At 70.6% G+C, this 14,015-nt stretch carries 18 protein-coding genes; all 18 read left to right on the top strand.

Going from position 1 to position 14,015, the window contains the following annotated elements; all coding sequences use genetic code 11:
- Positions 1–812 precede the first annotated feature (812 nt).
- Complete coding sequence (locus R6V09_RS29445; protein ID WP_019074694.1) at positions 813–1,160, top strand: hypothetical protein; 348 nt, start codon at positions 813–815, stop codon at positions 1,158–1,160.
- 63 nt (positions 1,161–1,223) lie between these two features.
- Positions 1,224–1,802: a hypothetical protein gene (locus R6V09_RS29450; RefSeq protein ID WP_317884487.1), complete on the top strand. Its 579-nt coding sequence runs from the start codon at positions 1,224–1,226 to the stop codon at positions 1,800–1,802.
- A 148-nt stretch (positions 1,803–1,950) separates the two neighbouring features.
- Positions 1,951–2,955: a DUF932 domain-containing protein gene (locus tag R6V09_RS29455; protein ID WP_317884488.1), complete on the top strand. Its 1,005-nt coding sequence runs from the start codon at positions 1,951–1,953 to the stop codon at positions 2,953–2,955.
- A 245-nt stretch (positions 2,956–3,200) separates the two neighbouring features.
- The gene (locus tag R6V09_RS29460; RefSeq protein WP_317884489.1) at positions 3,201–3,893 is read left to right on the top strand and encodes a hypothetical protein; all 693 of its coding nucleotides are present in this window, start codon (positions 3,201–3,203) and stop codon (positions 3,891–3,893) included.
- Positions 3,886–4,332: a hypothetical protein gene (locus tag R6V09_RS29465; protein ID WP_317884490.1), complete on the top strand. Its 447-nt coding sequence runs from the start codon at positions 3,886–3,888 to the stop codon at positions 4,330–4,332. The genes R6V09_RS29460 and R6V09_RS29465 overlap by 8 nt, the downstream gene beginning before the upstream one ends.
- 50 nt (positions 4,333–4,382) lie before the next feature.
- A complete protein-coding gene (locus R6V09_RS29470) occupies positions 4,383–4,868 on the top strand; it encodes a hypothetical protein (protein WP_317884491.1) in 486 nt (161 codons plus the stop codon).
- Complete coding sequence (locus R6V09_RS29475) at positions 4,861–5,067, top strand: hypothetical protein (protein ID WP_317884492.1); 207 nt, start codon at positions 4,861–4,863, stop codon at positions 5,065–5,067. The genes R6V09_RS29470 and R6V09_RS29475 overlap by 8 nt, the downstream gene beginning before the upstream one ends.
- A 92-nt stretch (positions 5,068–5,159) precedes the next feature.
- On the top strand, positions 5,160–5,828 hold the full coding sequence (locus R6V09_RS29480; protein ID WP_317884493.1) for a hypothetical protein: 669 nt from the start codon (positions 5,160–5,162) through the stop codon (positions 5,826–5,828).
- Positions 5,825–6,181 carry a hypothetical protein gene (locus R6V09_RS29485; protein WP_317884494.1) on the top strand — a complete coding sequence of 119 codons (357 nt, stop codon included), beginning with the start codon at positions 5,825–5,827 and terminating at the stop codon, positions 6,179–6,181. Before R6V09_RS29480 ends, R6V09_RS29485 begins: the two co-directional genes overlap by 4 nt.
- A 108-nt stretch (positions 6,182–6,289) precedes the next feature.
- The gene (locus R6V09_RS29490) at positions 6,290–6,580 is read left to right on the top strand and encodes a hypothetical protein (protein ID WP_317884495.1); all 291 of its coding nucleotides are present in this window, start codon (positions 6,290–6,292) and stop codon (positions 6,578–6,580) included.
- 224 nt (positions 6,581–6,804) lie between these two features.
- Complete coding sequence (locus R6V09_RS29495; RefSeq protein WP_317884496.1) at positions 6,805–7,038, top strand: hypothetical protein; 234 nt, start codon at positions 6,805–6,807, stop codon at positions 7,036–7,038.
- 67 nt (positions 7,039–7,105) lie between these two features.
- The gene (locus R6V09_RS29500; protein ID WP_317884497.1) at positions 7,106–8,248 is read left to right on the top strand and encodes a hypothetical protein; all 1,143 of its coding nucleotides are present in this window, start codon (positions 7,106–7,108) and stop codon (positions 8,246–8,248) included.
- A 98-nt stretch (positions 8,249–8,346) separates the two neighbouring features.
- The gene (locus R6V09_RS29505; protein WP_317884498.1) at positions 8,347–9,261 is read left to right on the top strand and encodes a hypothetical protein; all 915 of its coding nucleotides are present in this window, start codon (positions 8,347–8,349) and stop codon (positions 9,259–9,261) included.
- Between the two features lie 44 nt (positions 9,262–9,305).
- On the top strand, positions 9,306–9,479 hold the full coding sequence (locus R6V09_RS29510; protein WP_317884499.1) for a hypothetical protein: 174 nt from the start codon (positions 9,306–9,308) through the stop codon (positions 9,477–9,479).
- Between the two features lie 37 nt (positions 9,480–9,516).
- Positions 9,517–10,260 (top strand): hypothetical protein, encoded by a 744-nt coding sequence (locus R6V09_RS29515; protein WP_317884500.1) that lies wholly within the window; start codon positions 9,517–9,519, stop codon positions 10,258–10,260.
- Positions 10,261–10,654: 394 nt separating this feature from the next.
- A complete protein-coding gene (locus R6V09_RS29520; RefSeq protein WP_317884501.1) occupies positions 10,655–12,211 on the top strand; it encodes a ParB/RepB/Spo0J family partition protein in 1,557 nt (518 codons plus the stop codon).
- Positions 12,212–12,431: 220 nt separating this feature from the next.
- Positions 12,432–13,409, top strand: a complete 978-nt coding sequence (locus tag R6V09_RS29525) for a hypothetical protein (RefSeq protein WP_317884502.1) — start codon at positions 12,432–12,434, stop codon at positions 13,407–13,409.
- Between the two features lie 134 nt (positions 13,410–13,543).
- Positions 13,544–14,015 (top strand): single-stranded DNA-binding protein (locus R6V09_RS29530; RefSeq protein ID WP_317884503.1); only part of this gene is annotated, 472 nt, incomplete at its 3' end.

The raw sequence follows: 14,015 nt of genomic DNA on the forward strand, positions 1-14,015 counted from the left end.
CGGCAGCCGAATACTCGCTTCGCTCGTTTCGCGCGTCCCCGCGCGAAATTCCCGCCTCCGGCGGGGCGTTATGGAATTGCCCTCCGGGCATTCCATAACGTACATTCCTCCGGAATGAAAAGCGGATAGGGGGATTCGTGTTCCTCCGGAACGAAAAGATGGTGAATTGGCGTGCCTCCGGCACGGAAAGAGGCTTGTTTTGTTTGTTATTTGAGGGTGTTTCAGGTGAGGGTCCGTCATGTTCGTTTCCCTGGTGGGGTGGTGGGGAATCTCCGATTCCTTTCAAGACAAGAGACTGTGACGTGTATTCCGTGGTGGAAAGTATTCCACGGAATACGATGAAAGGGGATAGGGTCCCTCCGGGACCCTATCCCCGTGGAGACGTGCGGAGTTGAGACGGGGCAAGGGGTGAGCCTGCCTCCGGCAGCTCGGTCGGAGGGAGTGGCCCCTCCAGGGGGTCCGGGTGCGGAGCACCCGAGCGCGGAGGCCCCGCCGACGCGCAACCACAAGCCCCCGCCCCGATCCCCGAAACCGCCGCGCCCGCCCTAGCCCGCCCCCACCCTTTCTCACATTCGGGCAGGGAGAGCGGCAGCAGAGGGGATGTCACCGACCCCAACCAGGTTCAACATGGTATCTGACCAGGGAAGTTGGAGAGGCCGGCCGCGAGTCCGGGTCAGGAGATACCGCAGGAGATAGTGCAGGAGTTTGCGCGTGAGGTAGTGCAGCAGATCAGCCACTAATGTATTATGAAACATGTCAGAGGGTGGCCCCCACTGACACCGCCGATTGTTCGTCAGCAGAGAGGTACACACGTGGAAATCGTCATTCTCTACGGCACCGTGACGTCAGAGACGGGGGAAATCGACACCCCGCAGGCACAGAAGGCCCGCCGGATCGCGAACTTCCTCCCGCGCCCGGAGCTCCTCCGTGACGCCGTCATCGTTCATGACCTGGACGACAACACCACGTCAATTCGGTTCGACACCACGGCCGGACCTATTCGAATTCTCCTCCCCGTCGCCGAGGGTTTCGAGTTCCATTTCATCCACGACAGCGAAACGGGGCCCCGCATTCTCGGGACATTCCGGGGTGCGTCCCTTCCCGTTCGCGCGATCGCATTCCGCATCAGTGAATTTCTGCGGACACGTGGACTGAAGTAGCCGAGCCGGGGGCCCGGCCCGACCGGGCCCCCTCAATTCCCGAGCGAAAAGGAGGAGCGCAGTATGTCCAAGTACACCAATCATGTTCGTCTGACCCTCGACGGCCACACATGGCCCGAGCGCATTGCGATGCGGTGGGCGCCCCCGGCCCAAGAGGACACCGCTCCGGCTACGGCCTCCGATCAACTCTCCGAGGACGCCGTAGGCGCAGCAGTCGGGGTACTCGCCCGAGCCGAAGCCGTGTTCTTCGCTCTGCTGGACGTAGTCGGCCCCGGAGAACACACGTTGGTCTGCAGCACCTACTCGGAGGACGGGTTGCGCGTCGGGAACTTCCATCTCTTCACCGACGACGCGGAACGCGCCTCCTGCGAGGAGACCGAGGCACTCGGATTCTGGGCAACGATCGCGAGCGGTTTCGTCCCGGGCGGTATGGGAGCGGTCATCGTGCGCACCATGGCCCCGGACACCGTGGATTCTGTGCGTGCATGGACCGTCGACGCTGCCCGACGCTGGCTCATGCCTTGCACCGCCGAGGAGGTACGCGCCGGATACCAGCAGGCTCGCAGGGAAGGTGAGCACGACCCTCAGCCTGACCTGATCTACCGGCACGCCGAGTCCCTGCCGGTCGAGCAATCGCTGTAGCAGGTCAGGGCGTTGTCCTGAGGGTGGGGTGCGGAGGCGGTTTTAATCTGTTGCCCCACCCTCCTTGATAGGTATTATGGAACCAGTTCGGAACGGGTGGCCCCCGGACCGGACCGCCGAAAGTTCGTCACCCGAAGGGAGAGCCCAAGTGGCTCACGAGATCGAGCAGTTCACCGACGGAACCGCTGCGTTCGCCTCCGCCAACGAGAGCGCGTGGCACAAGCTGGGCACCGTCACCGAGGGCGCCATGACCGCCGAGGAGGCCATGAGCCTCGCGTCCCTGTCCGGATGGAACGTGCGTCTCCTCCCGCTGACCGCAACGGAGATCACGCCGGACGGCACAACGCCGGTCGAGGTAGCGGAGCACTTCGCGAGCGCGCGGACGCACCCCAAGACCGGCCGCACGCAGACGCTCGGAGTGGTCGGCAGCGACTACTTCCCCGTACAGAACGAGGAGCACGCCGAGTTCCTCAACCTCCTTTCCGACGAGTCCGGGGCGCACTTCGAGACCGCCGGATCGCTCAGGGACGGCCGTCAGGTGTTCCTGACCATGAAGCTGCCGCAGTCCCTCACGATCGGCGGGAACGACGCCGTAGATCTCTATATCGCGGCGATCAACAGCCACGACGGAAGCTCCGCATTCCGCATCGTCACCACACCGGTCCGGGTGGTGTGCGCGAACACCGCACGCGCGGCGATCGCGGGGGCCCGTTCCTCGTTCGTGGTGCGGCACACGGCAGGCGCCAAAGCCCGTATCGCGCAGGCCCGTTCCGCGCTCGGTCTGACCGCCCGGTATGCCGAGGAGTTCGAGAAGGCCGCACAGCGCATGATCCAGGCCGAGATGACGCTCAGCGAGCTCAAGTCGGTAGTGGACGAGATGTGGCCGGTCCAGGACAACGACAGCCCGCGCAAGAAGACCAACCAGCGGCAGCGGTGGGGAACGATCTCGAACCTGTTCGAGCACGCCGACACACAGGCCGGTATCCGGGGCACGCGGTGGGCCGGATACAACGCGCTCACCGAGTACGCCAACCACGTTGCCCCCGCCCAGGGCAAGACCGACGCCGAGAAGGCAGTCGCTCGCGCCGAGCGGGTCATCAGCGGAGCGGCAAACGGCCTGATGGAAAAGGCCTTCGCCCTCACGACGGTCTGACCCCCTGAACGCCGGGTGGGCGCCCAACTCCCCCATGGGTGCCCACCCGGCCCCCACCGGCCAGCAGCGGCCGCACGGACCCCGAGCGCGGAGCGCGCCGGCCCCTGTCGCGTAGCGGCAGGGCACCGCGTCTGCGGAGCAGACCGCGCGCCAGGAACATGCCGCCCCCCTCCTGCGCGCAGCTGCTCCGGCCGGAGCACGCCAGACCGGCCACCTCACACCCACCGCCCCACGGAAGGCCTTTCATGCCCATCCCGAAGTGGACGATCAAAGGCATCGTCGACGACTACGACACCTGCGGTTGCTGCGGCCGCCGTGGCCTCAAGCGCACGGTCGCGCTGATGCCGCTGGACGCCGACGGGAACGAGGACGGCACGGCCGAGGACGTCGTTTACTACGGCACGTCGTGCGCCGCTACCGCGCTGGGCTGGACGCAGGGCAAGGTGACCGACACCGCGCGCGCCGCCCAGGCCGAGCAGGACCAGCGCGACGCCAACGCGCGCCGGATGATCAGCATCTACGCCCCGATCGAGTCCGCCCCCATCCGTGACAAGGCGCGTGTGTACTACGCCCGCAACCAGCGCCAGCGGGACATGGGCGTGAAGGCGACGGAGGAAGTCGCGAAGCTGCTCGCCGAGGCCCGCGCGCAGCTCGCCGACACCACGACCGGGCCCGCCCGCCCGTCGCGGATCGAGGACTTCCGCCGCTACGTGGTGCTCTTCACCAGGGAAGCGCGCGTCTACCTCGTACAGCACCTGTCAGACGACGAGGCCGAGCGCCAGGCGCAGGGAGACGCCGCCATGCGGCGCACCGAGGAGATCGGGGGCAGCCTCGCGGTGGTGGCCGCCCTGGACGCCGAGTCGGCGCGAGACGTCGCATACGCCGACGACCTGACCCGTATGTGGAACGCGCATGCCTGGCAGGCCGCACATGCCTGAGTCCGCGCCCCGCCTCTACATCGGAAACGCCGTCACCTACACCGGCCCCTTCACCGAGATGCACGACCGCCCCCTTGCCGTTCTGCACTGCAACAGCATGGGCAGTTGCGAAGCCTGCCGCGAGTGGGCCCTGAACAACGAGGGCACGGACCGGGAACACTTCCTGGTCGCCGACCCGACGTCGGGACGCTATGTGCGGCACGCCGACCGGGCGAGTCTGACCCTGATCCCGCACGCGTGGCCCGAGGACGCCGTTCCGTTCAGCATCAACGGCTACTGGTACGCCGCCGCCTACGCCACGGCCGGCGGAAGCGAGCGGACGAGGACCGTGCACTTCTACACCGCCCACGACGTCATGGGCCGCACGTGGTGCCACTTCCCGGAGATCACGCCGGAGATCCGCCGCCTGGACGAGCAGGGCCGCCGCCGCCCCGTCTGACCGGACCCCGTACAGCGCCAGCCCGGACCCTCCTCAAGGAGCGATGCGCCATGCCCGCACAGCCCAGGCTCACCAGGCCCGATGACACCGCCACCGCATCCGCTATGGGCCGCGCCATGAATGTGCTCGCCGCCCTGTTGCTGGCCCTGGGAGAGGGAAGCCACCGGTTCAGCATGGTTGGCGAGCGCACGAACGGCACGATCGTGACCGCCGACTTCTCCCTGTCCCTCGGTATGGCCCCGGTGCGCGTGAGCCACAGCAAGGAGGCCTATCTCCGGTTCTTCGCGCTGCTGACCTTTGCGCTGGAGTACAGCACCGTGCGCAGCGCCGTCCTGGTTGCCACGACCGCCGACGAACCCTTCCCGCGCGCCTGCGGCTGGAGCGTACGGGACGGATGGCTGCACCCCATGGACACCCGCGAGCTCCAGGAAGCGGTCATGCCCTGCCCCGACGTCGCAGCCACGCTGCGCCTGGTCTACCCCGCGCCCACCCTGCACCACCCCGACGAGCCCGCCGAAGGGAACGCCCATGAGTGACAAGCCCGCCGCCACACCGGACGGCTACTGCACGAACAAGGAACCGGTCCCTGGAACCATCCGCACCATCAACGCCTTCGCGACCGGCCCGAAGTTCTTCCATCTGCACGGCCGCCGCTACGCCAAGTGCCCGTGCGGCAAAGAGACCTCCCTCACCGGCCGGGACAACCTCCGCCGCCACAAGCAGCCGCAGGAGTAGCACGCCGGGCCGTCCGCCCCACGGTGGACGGCCCGGTCAGCACCGCACCTCCCCCGCAACCGCCGTCCGCCCTGCCACGAGAGGAACCGCCCATGTCCACCACTCTCACGATCGAGACGCCCACCGGCACCGTGCACGCCACCGCCGGCCCCCGCCGCACGGACTCCGTCGTGTTCGAGCTGCACGGCGCGATGCGCGGCAGCGTGCACGTCACCGGAACCCAACACCCGCGCTACTGGGACCAGTTCACCGCCGTCCGCGCCTGTCTCGGCCCGGTCGACGCCTACGAGACGACCGCGACGCTCACCGCCGTACTGCGCGCGTGCGCCGACAGCGTCGCCCAGCGCGACGACCTGCCGCTGATCCTGGACGCGTCCCGGCTGCGCAAGACGCCCGGACTCCTGCGATTCCTCAACTGGGCCAGCGCGCACGCCTACGCCGAAGCCGTCCGCTGCGAGGCGGAGTCGCAGTCCGCACGCCCCGCGCGGAAGGCCGCCGTGGCCGCCTGGTGGACCGTCGCGCGCTGGTTCACCGCCCACCCGCACCCCCTGCTGATGCTGGCCGACCGTGACGACTCGCTGGCCCGCCTCATCCACGTCATGGAGTGGCAGGGCCCGTACTACGCCACCGCCGCAGCCGAGGAGAGGGCCCGCGCGGACAAGTACCGGGGCGAGGTCGAGTCGCTGCGCGCCCAGCAGCAGCGCGGCCGCACCCGCCGCCGGGGAACCCAGGCGTACCCCGGGACCAAGGAGACGGTGTGACCGTGCGCTGGCTAATGACCCTGGGCGAGCGCACCCGCCCGGATACCCCCTCCTTCGCCGAGTGCCCCGGGCCGTACGACGCCCGCGCGGTCGCCCTGGTCGACGACGTCGGGCAGCTCTTCCCCATCCTGCTGGAGTGGCGCCGCGCCTACGGCCAGGACCTGACCGGGTGGGCCTGCCAGGTCGAGGCGGACGACATCGAGGACCTCCCCCCGGACGTGACCGAGAACTGGGGGCCCGACGAACTCCGCCTGGACACGATGCCGGGTGGCTACGTGAAGGTGTCCGACTACCGCGACCACCAGGCACCCGCCGCCCTGCCGCACAGGACCAACGTCCTCATGCGCCCCTAGGGATCACCGGCACGGACGGGGTGGGGCAGCCCCGGGAAAACCAGTTGCCCCACCCCATCATTAAAGTATTATGGAACCTGTCAGATCAAGTGCGAGCGAGGAGACACCGTGGCATCGTTCGAGCACGCCACCCCGGAACGCTGCGCCCAGCTCGGCCGCGCCCTCACGGACGCCGGCCTCATCTGGAGCGACAACGGCCAGCAGGACACCCCGCAGTGCCTCACCTACACCGTCACCGACCCGCACGGCCGCAGGTGGCGGATCACCCCGGCCACCAACTTCCAGATCCCCACGTCGAATTCGGCACAGATCCGGCAGGCCAGTTGCGGTGCGCTGGCGACGACCACCCCGGTCCTGTCCGCCCGCAAGGTGGCCGAGCACATCAAGACCGCCCCGTGAGCCTGCCGCCGTTCCGCCCCGAGGACTTCGACGAGACGTGCGAAACCTGCCGAGCCCCGGCTGGGTAACTCTGCCGCCCCTGGTGCGACACCGGATACACCGCCGACGACCACCGCGCCCAGGCCGAGCGCCACGCCGACCGCCCCGACGAGGACGCCGCCCCGGGGCGCGAGGCACTGCCGCTCACCGCCGTCGCGCCGCAGAACCGGGACCGCCCCTTCTTCGTGGTCGGTCAGTGGCAGGGCGGGGGCGACGTCGACATCTGGCACGTCGAGGAAGCCCCCGCCGATCCCGGTGAACGGTCCGACCGGTGCGAGGAGTATCGCGAGGAGGCCGACACCACGTCCGGCAGCGTCGAGATCGTCTACGCCGCCAATCCGCAGGCCGCAGCCGAACAGGCCCGCCAGCAAGCCCGCGCGACCAGCGAGCGCATCCACCGCGAGACCCGCCGCCCGTAGTCCGCCCGCCGCGCAGGACAGCAGGAACACCCCACGCCCCTGCCCCCCGTGCCCGAAGGAGACCGTCATGGACCTGTCCACCGCCACTGGCCTTGAGTCGCTCGCCCGTGCAGTTGCCGAGCAGCTCAGCGCCGAGCGCGCCGAGACGGACGGCGCCCCGGACCGGGTGCGGGTCGTCTACGCCGACGGCCGCGCCCTCGTCCTCGCCGCCAACCGCCCGCGGACCCGGATCACCATCACCGCGGCTCTGTCGGAGCAGGCCGCCGACCACGGCCTGAGCATCGAGCCCATCACGGTGACCGCCCAGCCGCGCCCCCGCCCCGGCGAGACCCAGGACCGGGCCACCGCCCGGCACACCGCCGCCCACATACGGCGCCGCCTCCTGCCCCAGCAGACCGCCGCCCTTTCCCACCTGTCCCCCACCGTCGAGCACGCGCGGACCGCCCTCGCGTCCGCGCTCCCCGACCGCCCCGGGGAGCAGTGGGCCATCGCCGACCTCCCCGTGCACCACCCCCACGGAGAGGACCGGCACTGCCCGATCGCCTGGTGGCACACGCCCGCCGGGGAATCCCGGGCCGTCGCCCCGTTCCTCGCCGACATCCTGCGCCGGGCCGGACTGGTGACGACGGAGCCGTACGGCAGCGCACACGTGTTCTTCGCCCAGGCGCCGGCCGAACAGCCCGAAGCCAGGTTCCACGTCGCACCAGCCCCCGGGCGTACCGGGTGGGACCTCGTGGACCAGCTCACCGGGGCGTCCGTGAACACCTACACCGACACCGACCGGGCCCAGGGCGCGGCCGGCAGCGAGAACCGCGAAGCCGAAGCCGCCCGGCACGCCGGGGCGGCGTCCCTGGACCTGCCGGGACTGTGGCCGGACTTGATCGACAGGGACGAATTCCGGTCGCTGGCCGTGGAGTTGGCGACCGCCGGGCACATGCCGTACGGCTTGACCGACGCCGACTACATCCGGACACCGGGCTTCCTCATCCTCCCCGGCAAGAATCCCGCCGTGACCAGGGTGGCGCGGCTGCTGGAGCCCTGGGGCGCGATCCGGCCCGGAGTCCGCAGGGAGGCGACCGCGCAGGAGGGCGAGCGCTTCGAGAAGGACCTGGAGGACTACGCACGCGTTCTGGCAGCCCCGGGCCGGACCGTGGACGTCATGGAAGACGGTGTCCGGGTCACGTTCGGTCCTGTGCCGACCGAGCCCTGACCTGCGGGTTTCAGGGTGGGGCAGCGCCGGAAAAAGCAGCTGCCCCACTCCAGAATTTAGGCATTATGGAACTAGTCGCTCTTCGGGAGGAGTTCTCCATGGACCTGCACGATGCCGCCGCGCTGCTGGCTTCTCACGCGCAGCACGCCTTCACCCTCCAGCAGCGAGCCGGAGCCGCCCTGACCCAGGGCATCCAGCGCGTTCCTGTCCGGCTGGCGCGCCGCGCCCACCAGGCCGAACGCGCCGTAGAACTGGCTGTGTTGTGGGACGGAGTCCTGTGGGAGGCCCACGGCACCCACGAGCGGGACCTCTTCCCGCTCGCCGCCCCCGCCCGCCTGGTCGCCGCCGCCCGCACCCTGCACACCCTCACCCACGACGGGATCACCCGCGCGTACGACCTCACCGGCTACGACCCCACCCGTCCGGAATTCCGCGCCTTCGCCGCCGAGAGCCCGGCCCGGCACTGGGCGATCCGGCTCTTCCTCCTTCACACCAACATCGTCGACCACCTGCCCGGCGCGCCCACCGCCGCCGCCGTCCTCGCCGAACTGCACACGCAGCTCACCGGCGAGGAAGCCCCCACCGCAACCGCCCTGGACATGGTCACCGCCCTGCGCGAGCGCCTCGCCGCCTCGCCCGTGGCAGCCCGTGACATCCCCTGCCGCGCGGGAGACATCCTCATCCGCGCACTCGAACAGGCCACTTTCCACGGAGGCAGCCTCACCGCCACCGGAGGCGACCGCACCGCCGTCACCGTTCCCCTGGTCGACGGCTGGACCATCCACATCGACGACCAGGGCTCGGCCGACCACCCGGAAGAGGACCACGGCACCAGCAGGGACACCCCGGGATGGACCGCCCACCTGCACGACCCGCAGGGCGACACGATCGACGTGATCCGCCACCCCTCCCCCGGCACGGCGCACGAGTGCCTCGCCGACAGCGCGGCATGCGCGAGCCGACTGGCGCAGTGGCGCGCCGAGAACCAGGCCAAGGGCCCCGTCCAGGGCTGAACCCCATCCCGCACACCCCGCCCGCCCCGAGGCGAAGGAGCCCCATGTTCCCCGACCCCGAACCCGCCGAGCACCTCCACCTCGACGCCGACCCGCGCTGCATCTGCACGTGGCTGCCGTGCGGCGGCTTCTTGCTGGCCCCCGGCTGCCCCACCCACGGGATGCGCTCCGGGCGCCGGTTCACGTGGCACTTCGCCGCCCAGTGCCCCAGCCGCTGACACCTCCTCACAGCCCCCGCCAGGAAGGACCTGACCCGTGCCCCAGGCAGACGCCCCGCTCGACGGCGCGGGCCTGTCAACGCTCGTCGACCGCCAGCAGGCCTGGTTCACCACCGCCCGCGGCCCGGTGTCCGTACGCAGATACGCCCGCTACTCGGATTTCATCCGGGCCGCCGTACGTTCCGGGAACGGGCGCGACCGGGCCGCCCTGCTGACCTTCCATCCGGGGGCGTACGCGCTCGCGCCGGCCTGGCTGGCCGCCATCGCCGAAGCCTCGCCCGAGACAGCCGACCACCGCCGCCCGTCCGCCGCCATGTCCTCGGTCCGGCTGCTCGCGAGGATGACGCCGGACCACCGCAACGGCATCCCCCGCCAGTCGGACGGCTCGGTCGGCTGGAGCATTCCCGGCGCGTCCGCACGCGTCTGGCCGAACGGCCGGATCGAGCTGCGCGGCACCACCGGCACCGAGCTCACCGGTCTCCTGGAGGGCTGCGAGTGGGATCACTGGAAGGTGGCCGCCGTGGCGGACGCAGGCCTGCGCCTGCTGTGCGCGCCCGAGGCCCGGCACCTGACGAGCACCGGCCAGCCGTCCGGCTGGTATCGCCCCTCGGACCGGGGCCAGCTCGGAGAGGGCCGCGAGCGCAAAGGCGGTTACGTGTACGACGGCACGACCACGGCACGCTGCTCGTGCGGCTGGAACGTGACCGTCGCGTCGCAACTGGGCGCCCGCGCGATGGCCAAGCGGCATCGCCAGAAGGCCACTGGCGGCGCACCCGTATAACCGTCAACGCCCGGCCCGCGCACCGCGTGTACGGCACCACCGTTTCGAGCACGAGAGAGGCTCCGCCATGCCCAGATCCGCCCCACCCCACCCGAACCGCCCGCGCCGGCGCCCGTCCCGGAGGACGACCGCAGGTGCGTCGACTGCGGCGTGCCCTGCACCGAGCAGGTGACCTCCATCCCCCGCATCGGCGGCGGGACACGCGCCGTGTTCGCGTGCTCCGTGCACGCAGCACGTCGCCGCAGGCCCACCTGAGCTGCACTTTTGCGGGTGGGGCGACACCGAGAAATCCGGTTGCCCCACCCCATGAATAACGTATTATGGAACACGCCGAGAGAGTGGCTCTCTCCCGGCACCGCTGAAAGTCCGTCAACCCAGCACAAGGAGGCCAGACATGGCCACAGCCACCGAGTCCACCGCCGACCAGAGCGCCGAGCACGCCCCGGTCGACGCCGACGAGGAGAGCCTGACCGCCGTCCTGCTCGACGCGGACACGATCGTGCGCGACGAGTGCAACGCCCGCGAGCACGACACCGAGCCCGACGACGACCTGATCAACTCCGTCAAGGCCGTCGACGTCCAGGACCCCGTCAGCGTCCGGCCCCGCCCGGACGGCACCTACGGCGCGTTCAAGGGCTGGCGGCGCACCCAGGCTGCGCAGATCGCCAACGCCAGCGCCGAGGAGGACGGGCGCACCAAGCGCCGGATCAAGGCGTTCGTCCGTACCGACCTGGTCGGCCGGGACGCGTGGACGCGCTTCCTGTCCCTGATCGAGAACCACCAGCGCGAGGGCATGTCGGCCAAGGACACCCTCAAGGCCGCCGAACTCTCCCTGATCGGCATGGACGAGGTCGAGCAGAAGGCCGCCGCGCGCGCTCTCGGGCTCAGGCGCGGCACCGGCCAGCGGCTGGCCCGCGCCCAGGAACTCAGCGACGCCGCCCTGCGCCGCGCGTCGGCCGGGGGCATGGACCTGGAACAGATGGCCACGTTCGCCGAGGTCGCCGACGTACCCGACTCGGAGCACCGCCTGCTGCGGGCACTGGCCCGCGACGAGGACGAGGAGGACGGCGGGCGCGGCCACTGGGAGCAGGAACTCGCCCTGCTCAAGGCCGAGCAGACCGACCGCACCGCCCGCAAGGAGGCGGTCACCGCGCTCGAACAGGCGGAGATCCCCCTGTTGCCCACACGGCTCGCGTATGGGGAGAAGGACACCGCCCGGCCGCTCACCGACCTGACCACCGGGCTGGGCAACCCGCTGGCCGGGGACAACCACAAGAACTGCCCCGGCCACAGCGCCCGGCTCGACGACGAGCACCAGCCCGTGTGGTACTGCGCCGACCCTGCCGCCTACGGCCACAAGGTGCGCCCGAAGCCGAAGGCAAAGCCGGAGAAGGCGGCCGAGGACGAGGCCAAGGCCGCCGAGCGGGCCCGCACCACCGCGTGCAACCGGGCCTGGAAGGCCGCCGCAGGCCCCCGGCAGGAGTTCGTCTCCCGGCTGGTGCGCTCCAGCAAGACCCTGCCGGAGGCAGCCTGGAAGTTCGCCGCCTCCGTACTACTGGACCTGCCCCACTTCTACGGCAAGTGGGCCGGTCGGCGGGAGGCCGAGGACGTCGCCCGGCTCCTGGGCGTGAAGCTGCCCGAATCGCCGTTCGAGCGGGTGCGTCTGTCGGAGCTGATCACCGTCTCCAAGGCCCGGCTGCCGCACGTGCTGTTCGCGCACGTCGCCGCCGCGTTCGAGCACGACATGCGCGACCCGAAGGGCTGGAACGACGCCCGGATGCAGGTCCGCTTCCTGTGGGAGGACCCCACCCCCCAGCAGGTCGCCTACCTGCTGCTGCTGGAGAAGCTCGGCCAGGACGACAAGGGCTCCTACCGGCTGTCGGAGGTCGAGGAGCAGGCACTCGCCCCGCACCGGGGCACGGACGCGGACACCACCGGCGACGACACCTGAGCCGTACTGCTCGGGACACCGAACTGCGGAGCCTGTTCCCGCAGATCCCGGACAGCGCCGTCGCCGCCCTGGTGCTCTACCCACTGGGCTGACCGACACGCGCCACGGTGGGCGCCGCGCATCCGGCACCCACCCCCCCCGGCCCGCCGTCCGGCGGGCCGGTTTCCTCCACCGGCCGCGCGAGACGCCCGGCCCACCACGCGAGCAGAGAGGAACCACCGTGACCACTGCCCCCAAGACCCCCGTCGGCAGGAACACCCCCGAGGGCTCGGCCGTCATCGCGCTGCGCCAGCAGCTGACTGACCTGGAGGAGCGCGCAGGCGAATGGCCCGGCGCGGACGTCGTCGACATCCTCGGCACCTGGCTGGAGCAGTTCGACTTCACCGCCGCACCACAACCGGCCGTCGTGCACATTCCGCCGCGTCCGCCGGGTCAGGCCTGGGTGCTGCACCGCTGGGACCGGCACGAGAGCGCCGTCATCGAGCTCTTCGCCGACGAGGACTCCGCCCTGGCCGAACTCGCCCGGCACGCGCGCGGAAACTGGGACAACCTCCTCGGCGACGACGACGTCCCCGACGAACCGCCCGCCGACGACTCCACTGCGGTAGAGCTCTACTACGGGCCCGACCGCGACAATCTCCCGGACGAGGGGTACTCGCTGTACGCCGAGACCGTCAGGGGCAGGGGACGCCCGCGGATCGTTCCGCTCGACTTCGCGTTCCCCGACGCCGGCGCCTGCGAACGCGCCAACCGCGCCGCCGTGTTCCACCCGGGAGACCACGGCGACCTTCCCTGTGTGGAGGTCGACGACGTCCTGGTCTTCGCCCACCTCGACCACGAGGTCGGTGCCTTCCGGGTGTCCGTCCACGTCGACAACGCCCCGGACCACCTCGTCCGGCCCGACGGCACGGTGCCGCTGCGGGTCGAGGTCGAGGACACGATCGTGCTCGACGACAGCAACACAGAAGGCGCGCCCAAACCGCCCCTGCTCGATGCGCTGCTGAACGCGGCCGACGCCGTACGGATCCGAAAAGAGCCCATCCTCGCCGCGGCTCTGGGGGCCGGCCTCCTGTGGCGCTGCCCGGCCTGCCAGTGGGACAACGCGGGCGCGGCAACCTGCTGCGAAGGACCGGGACCCTGCCGAACTCCCAAGCCCGACCCAGGAGTTGAGGCGGAGCGCACATCACGTGAGCCGTAGCCAGTCGCAGCGGGGCGGGTGCCTCCCTCGTGACGGATAAGGAGATGACACCCGCCCCACATGTAGGCATTATGGAACTTGTCCGAGTGGCTCCCGGGCACCGCCAGACCGTTCGTCGCATCGAGGAGTACCTCATGAGCGGAGAGACCACCGCTGTCATCCGCGGCCGTGTGTACGGGGCCGTGCAGCTGCGCCACACCGAACGCGGCACACCCGCCGCCCGGTTCACCGTGATCCAGGTCCCGCGCGAGTACGACCGCGCGCGCCGTCAGTGGCACGACGGCCAGCCGGTCCCGGTCATCTGCACCGTCGCCGGACCTCTCGCCCGGCACGTCGCCGAGTGCCTCACCGACGCCGTCCACGTGATCGCCACCGGCAACCTGGCGCTGCGCGACAACCTGCTCCATCTCGACTCCGCCCAGGTCGGTCTGGACCTCGCCCACCACATCGCCTACATCGACGACACTCTGCCCGCCGTCCTCGCCGGACGCTCCCCCGCCTTGGCACCGCGTGCGGCCGCCGCCTCCGAGCCCGTGCACCGCGCCGGACCCCGCCCGGCCGCAACTCCCGCCGCCGCACCGGCAGCCGACTGGTGGCAGACGCCCC

Source organism: Streptomyces sp. W16, from assembly GCF_033194735.1.
Taxonomy (GTDB): domain Bacteria; phylum Actinomycetota; class Actinomycetes; order Streptomycetales; family Streptomycetaceae; genus Streptomyces.

Coding starts and splice junctions, on each gene's coding strand:
- R6V09_RS29450 (WP_317884487.1), top strand. CDS start 1,224: ATGTCCAAGTACACCAATCATGTTCGTCTGACCCTCGACGGCCACACA.
- R6V09_RS29460 (WP_317884489.1), top strand. CDS start 3,201: ATGCCCATCCCGAAGTGGACGATCAAAGGCATCGTCGACGACTACGAC.
- R6V09_RS29465 (WP_317884490.1), top strand. CDS start 3,886: ATGCCTGAGTCCGCGCCCCGCCTCTACATCGGAAACGCCGTCACCTAC.
- R6V09_RS29470 (WP_317884491.1), top strand. CDS start 4,383: ATGCCCGCACAGCCCAGGCTCACCAGGCCCGATGACACCGCCACCGCA.
- R6V09_RS29475 (WP_317884492.1), top strand. CDS start 4,861: ATGAGTGACAAGCCCGCCGCCACACCGGACGGCTACTGCACGAACAAG.
- R6V09_RS29480 (WP_317884493.1), top strand. CDS start 5,160: ATGTCCACCACTCTCACGATCGAGACGCCCACCGGCACCGTGCACGCC.
- R6V09_RS29500 (WP_317884497.1), top strand. CDS start 7,106: ATGGACCTGTCCACCGCCACTGGCCTTGAGTCGCTCGCCCGTGCAGTT.
- R6V09_RS29505 (WP_317884498.1), top strand. CDS start 8,347: ATGGACCTGCACGATGCCGCCGCGCTGCTGGCTTCTCACGCGCAGCAC.
- R6V09_RS29510 (WP_317884499.1), top strand. CDS start 9,306: ATGTTCCCCGACCCCGAACCCGCCGAGCACCTCCACCTCGACGCCGAC.
- R6V09_RS29520 (WP_317884501.1), top strand. CDS start 10,655: ATGGCCACAGCCACCGAGTCCACCGCCGACCAGAGCGCCGAGCACGCC.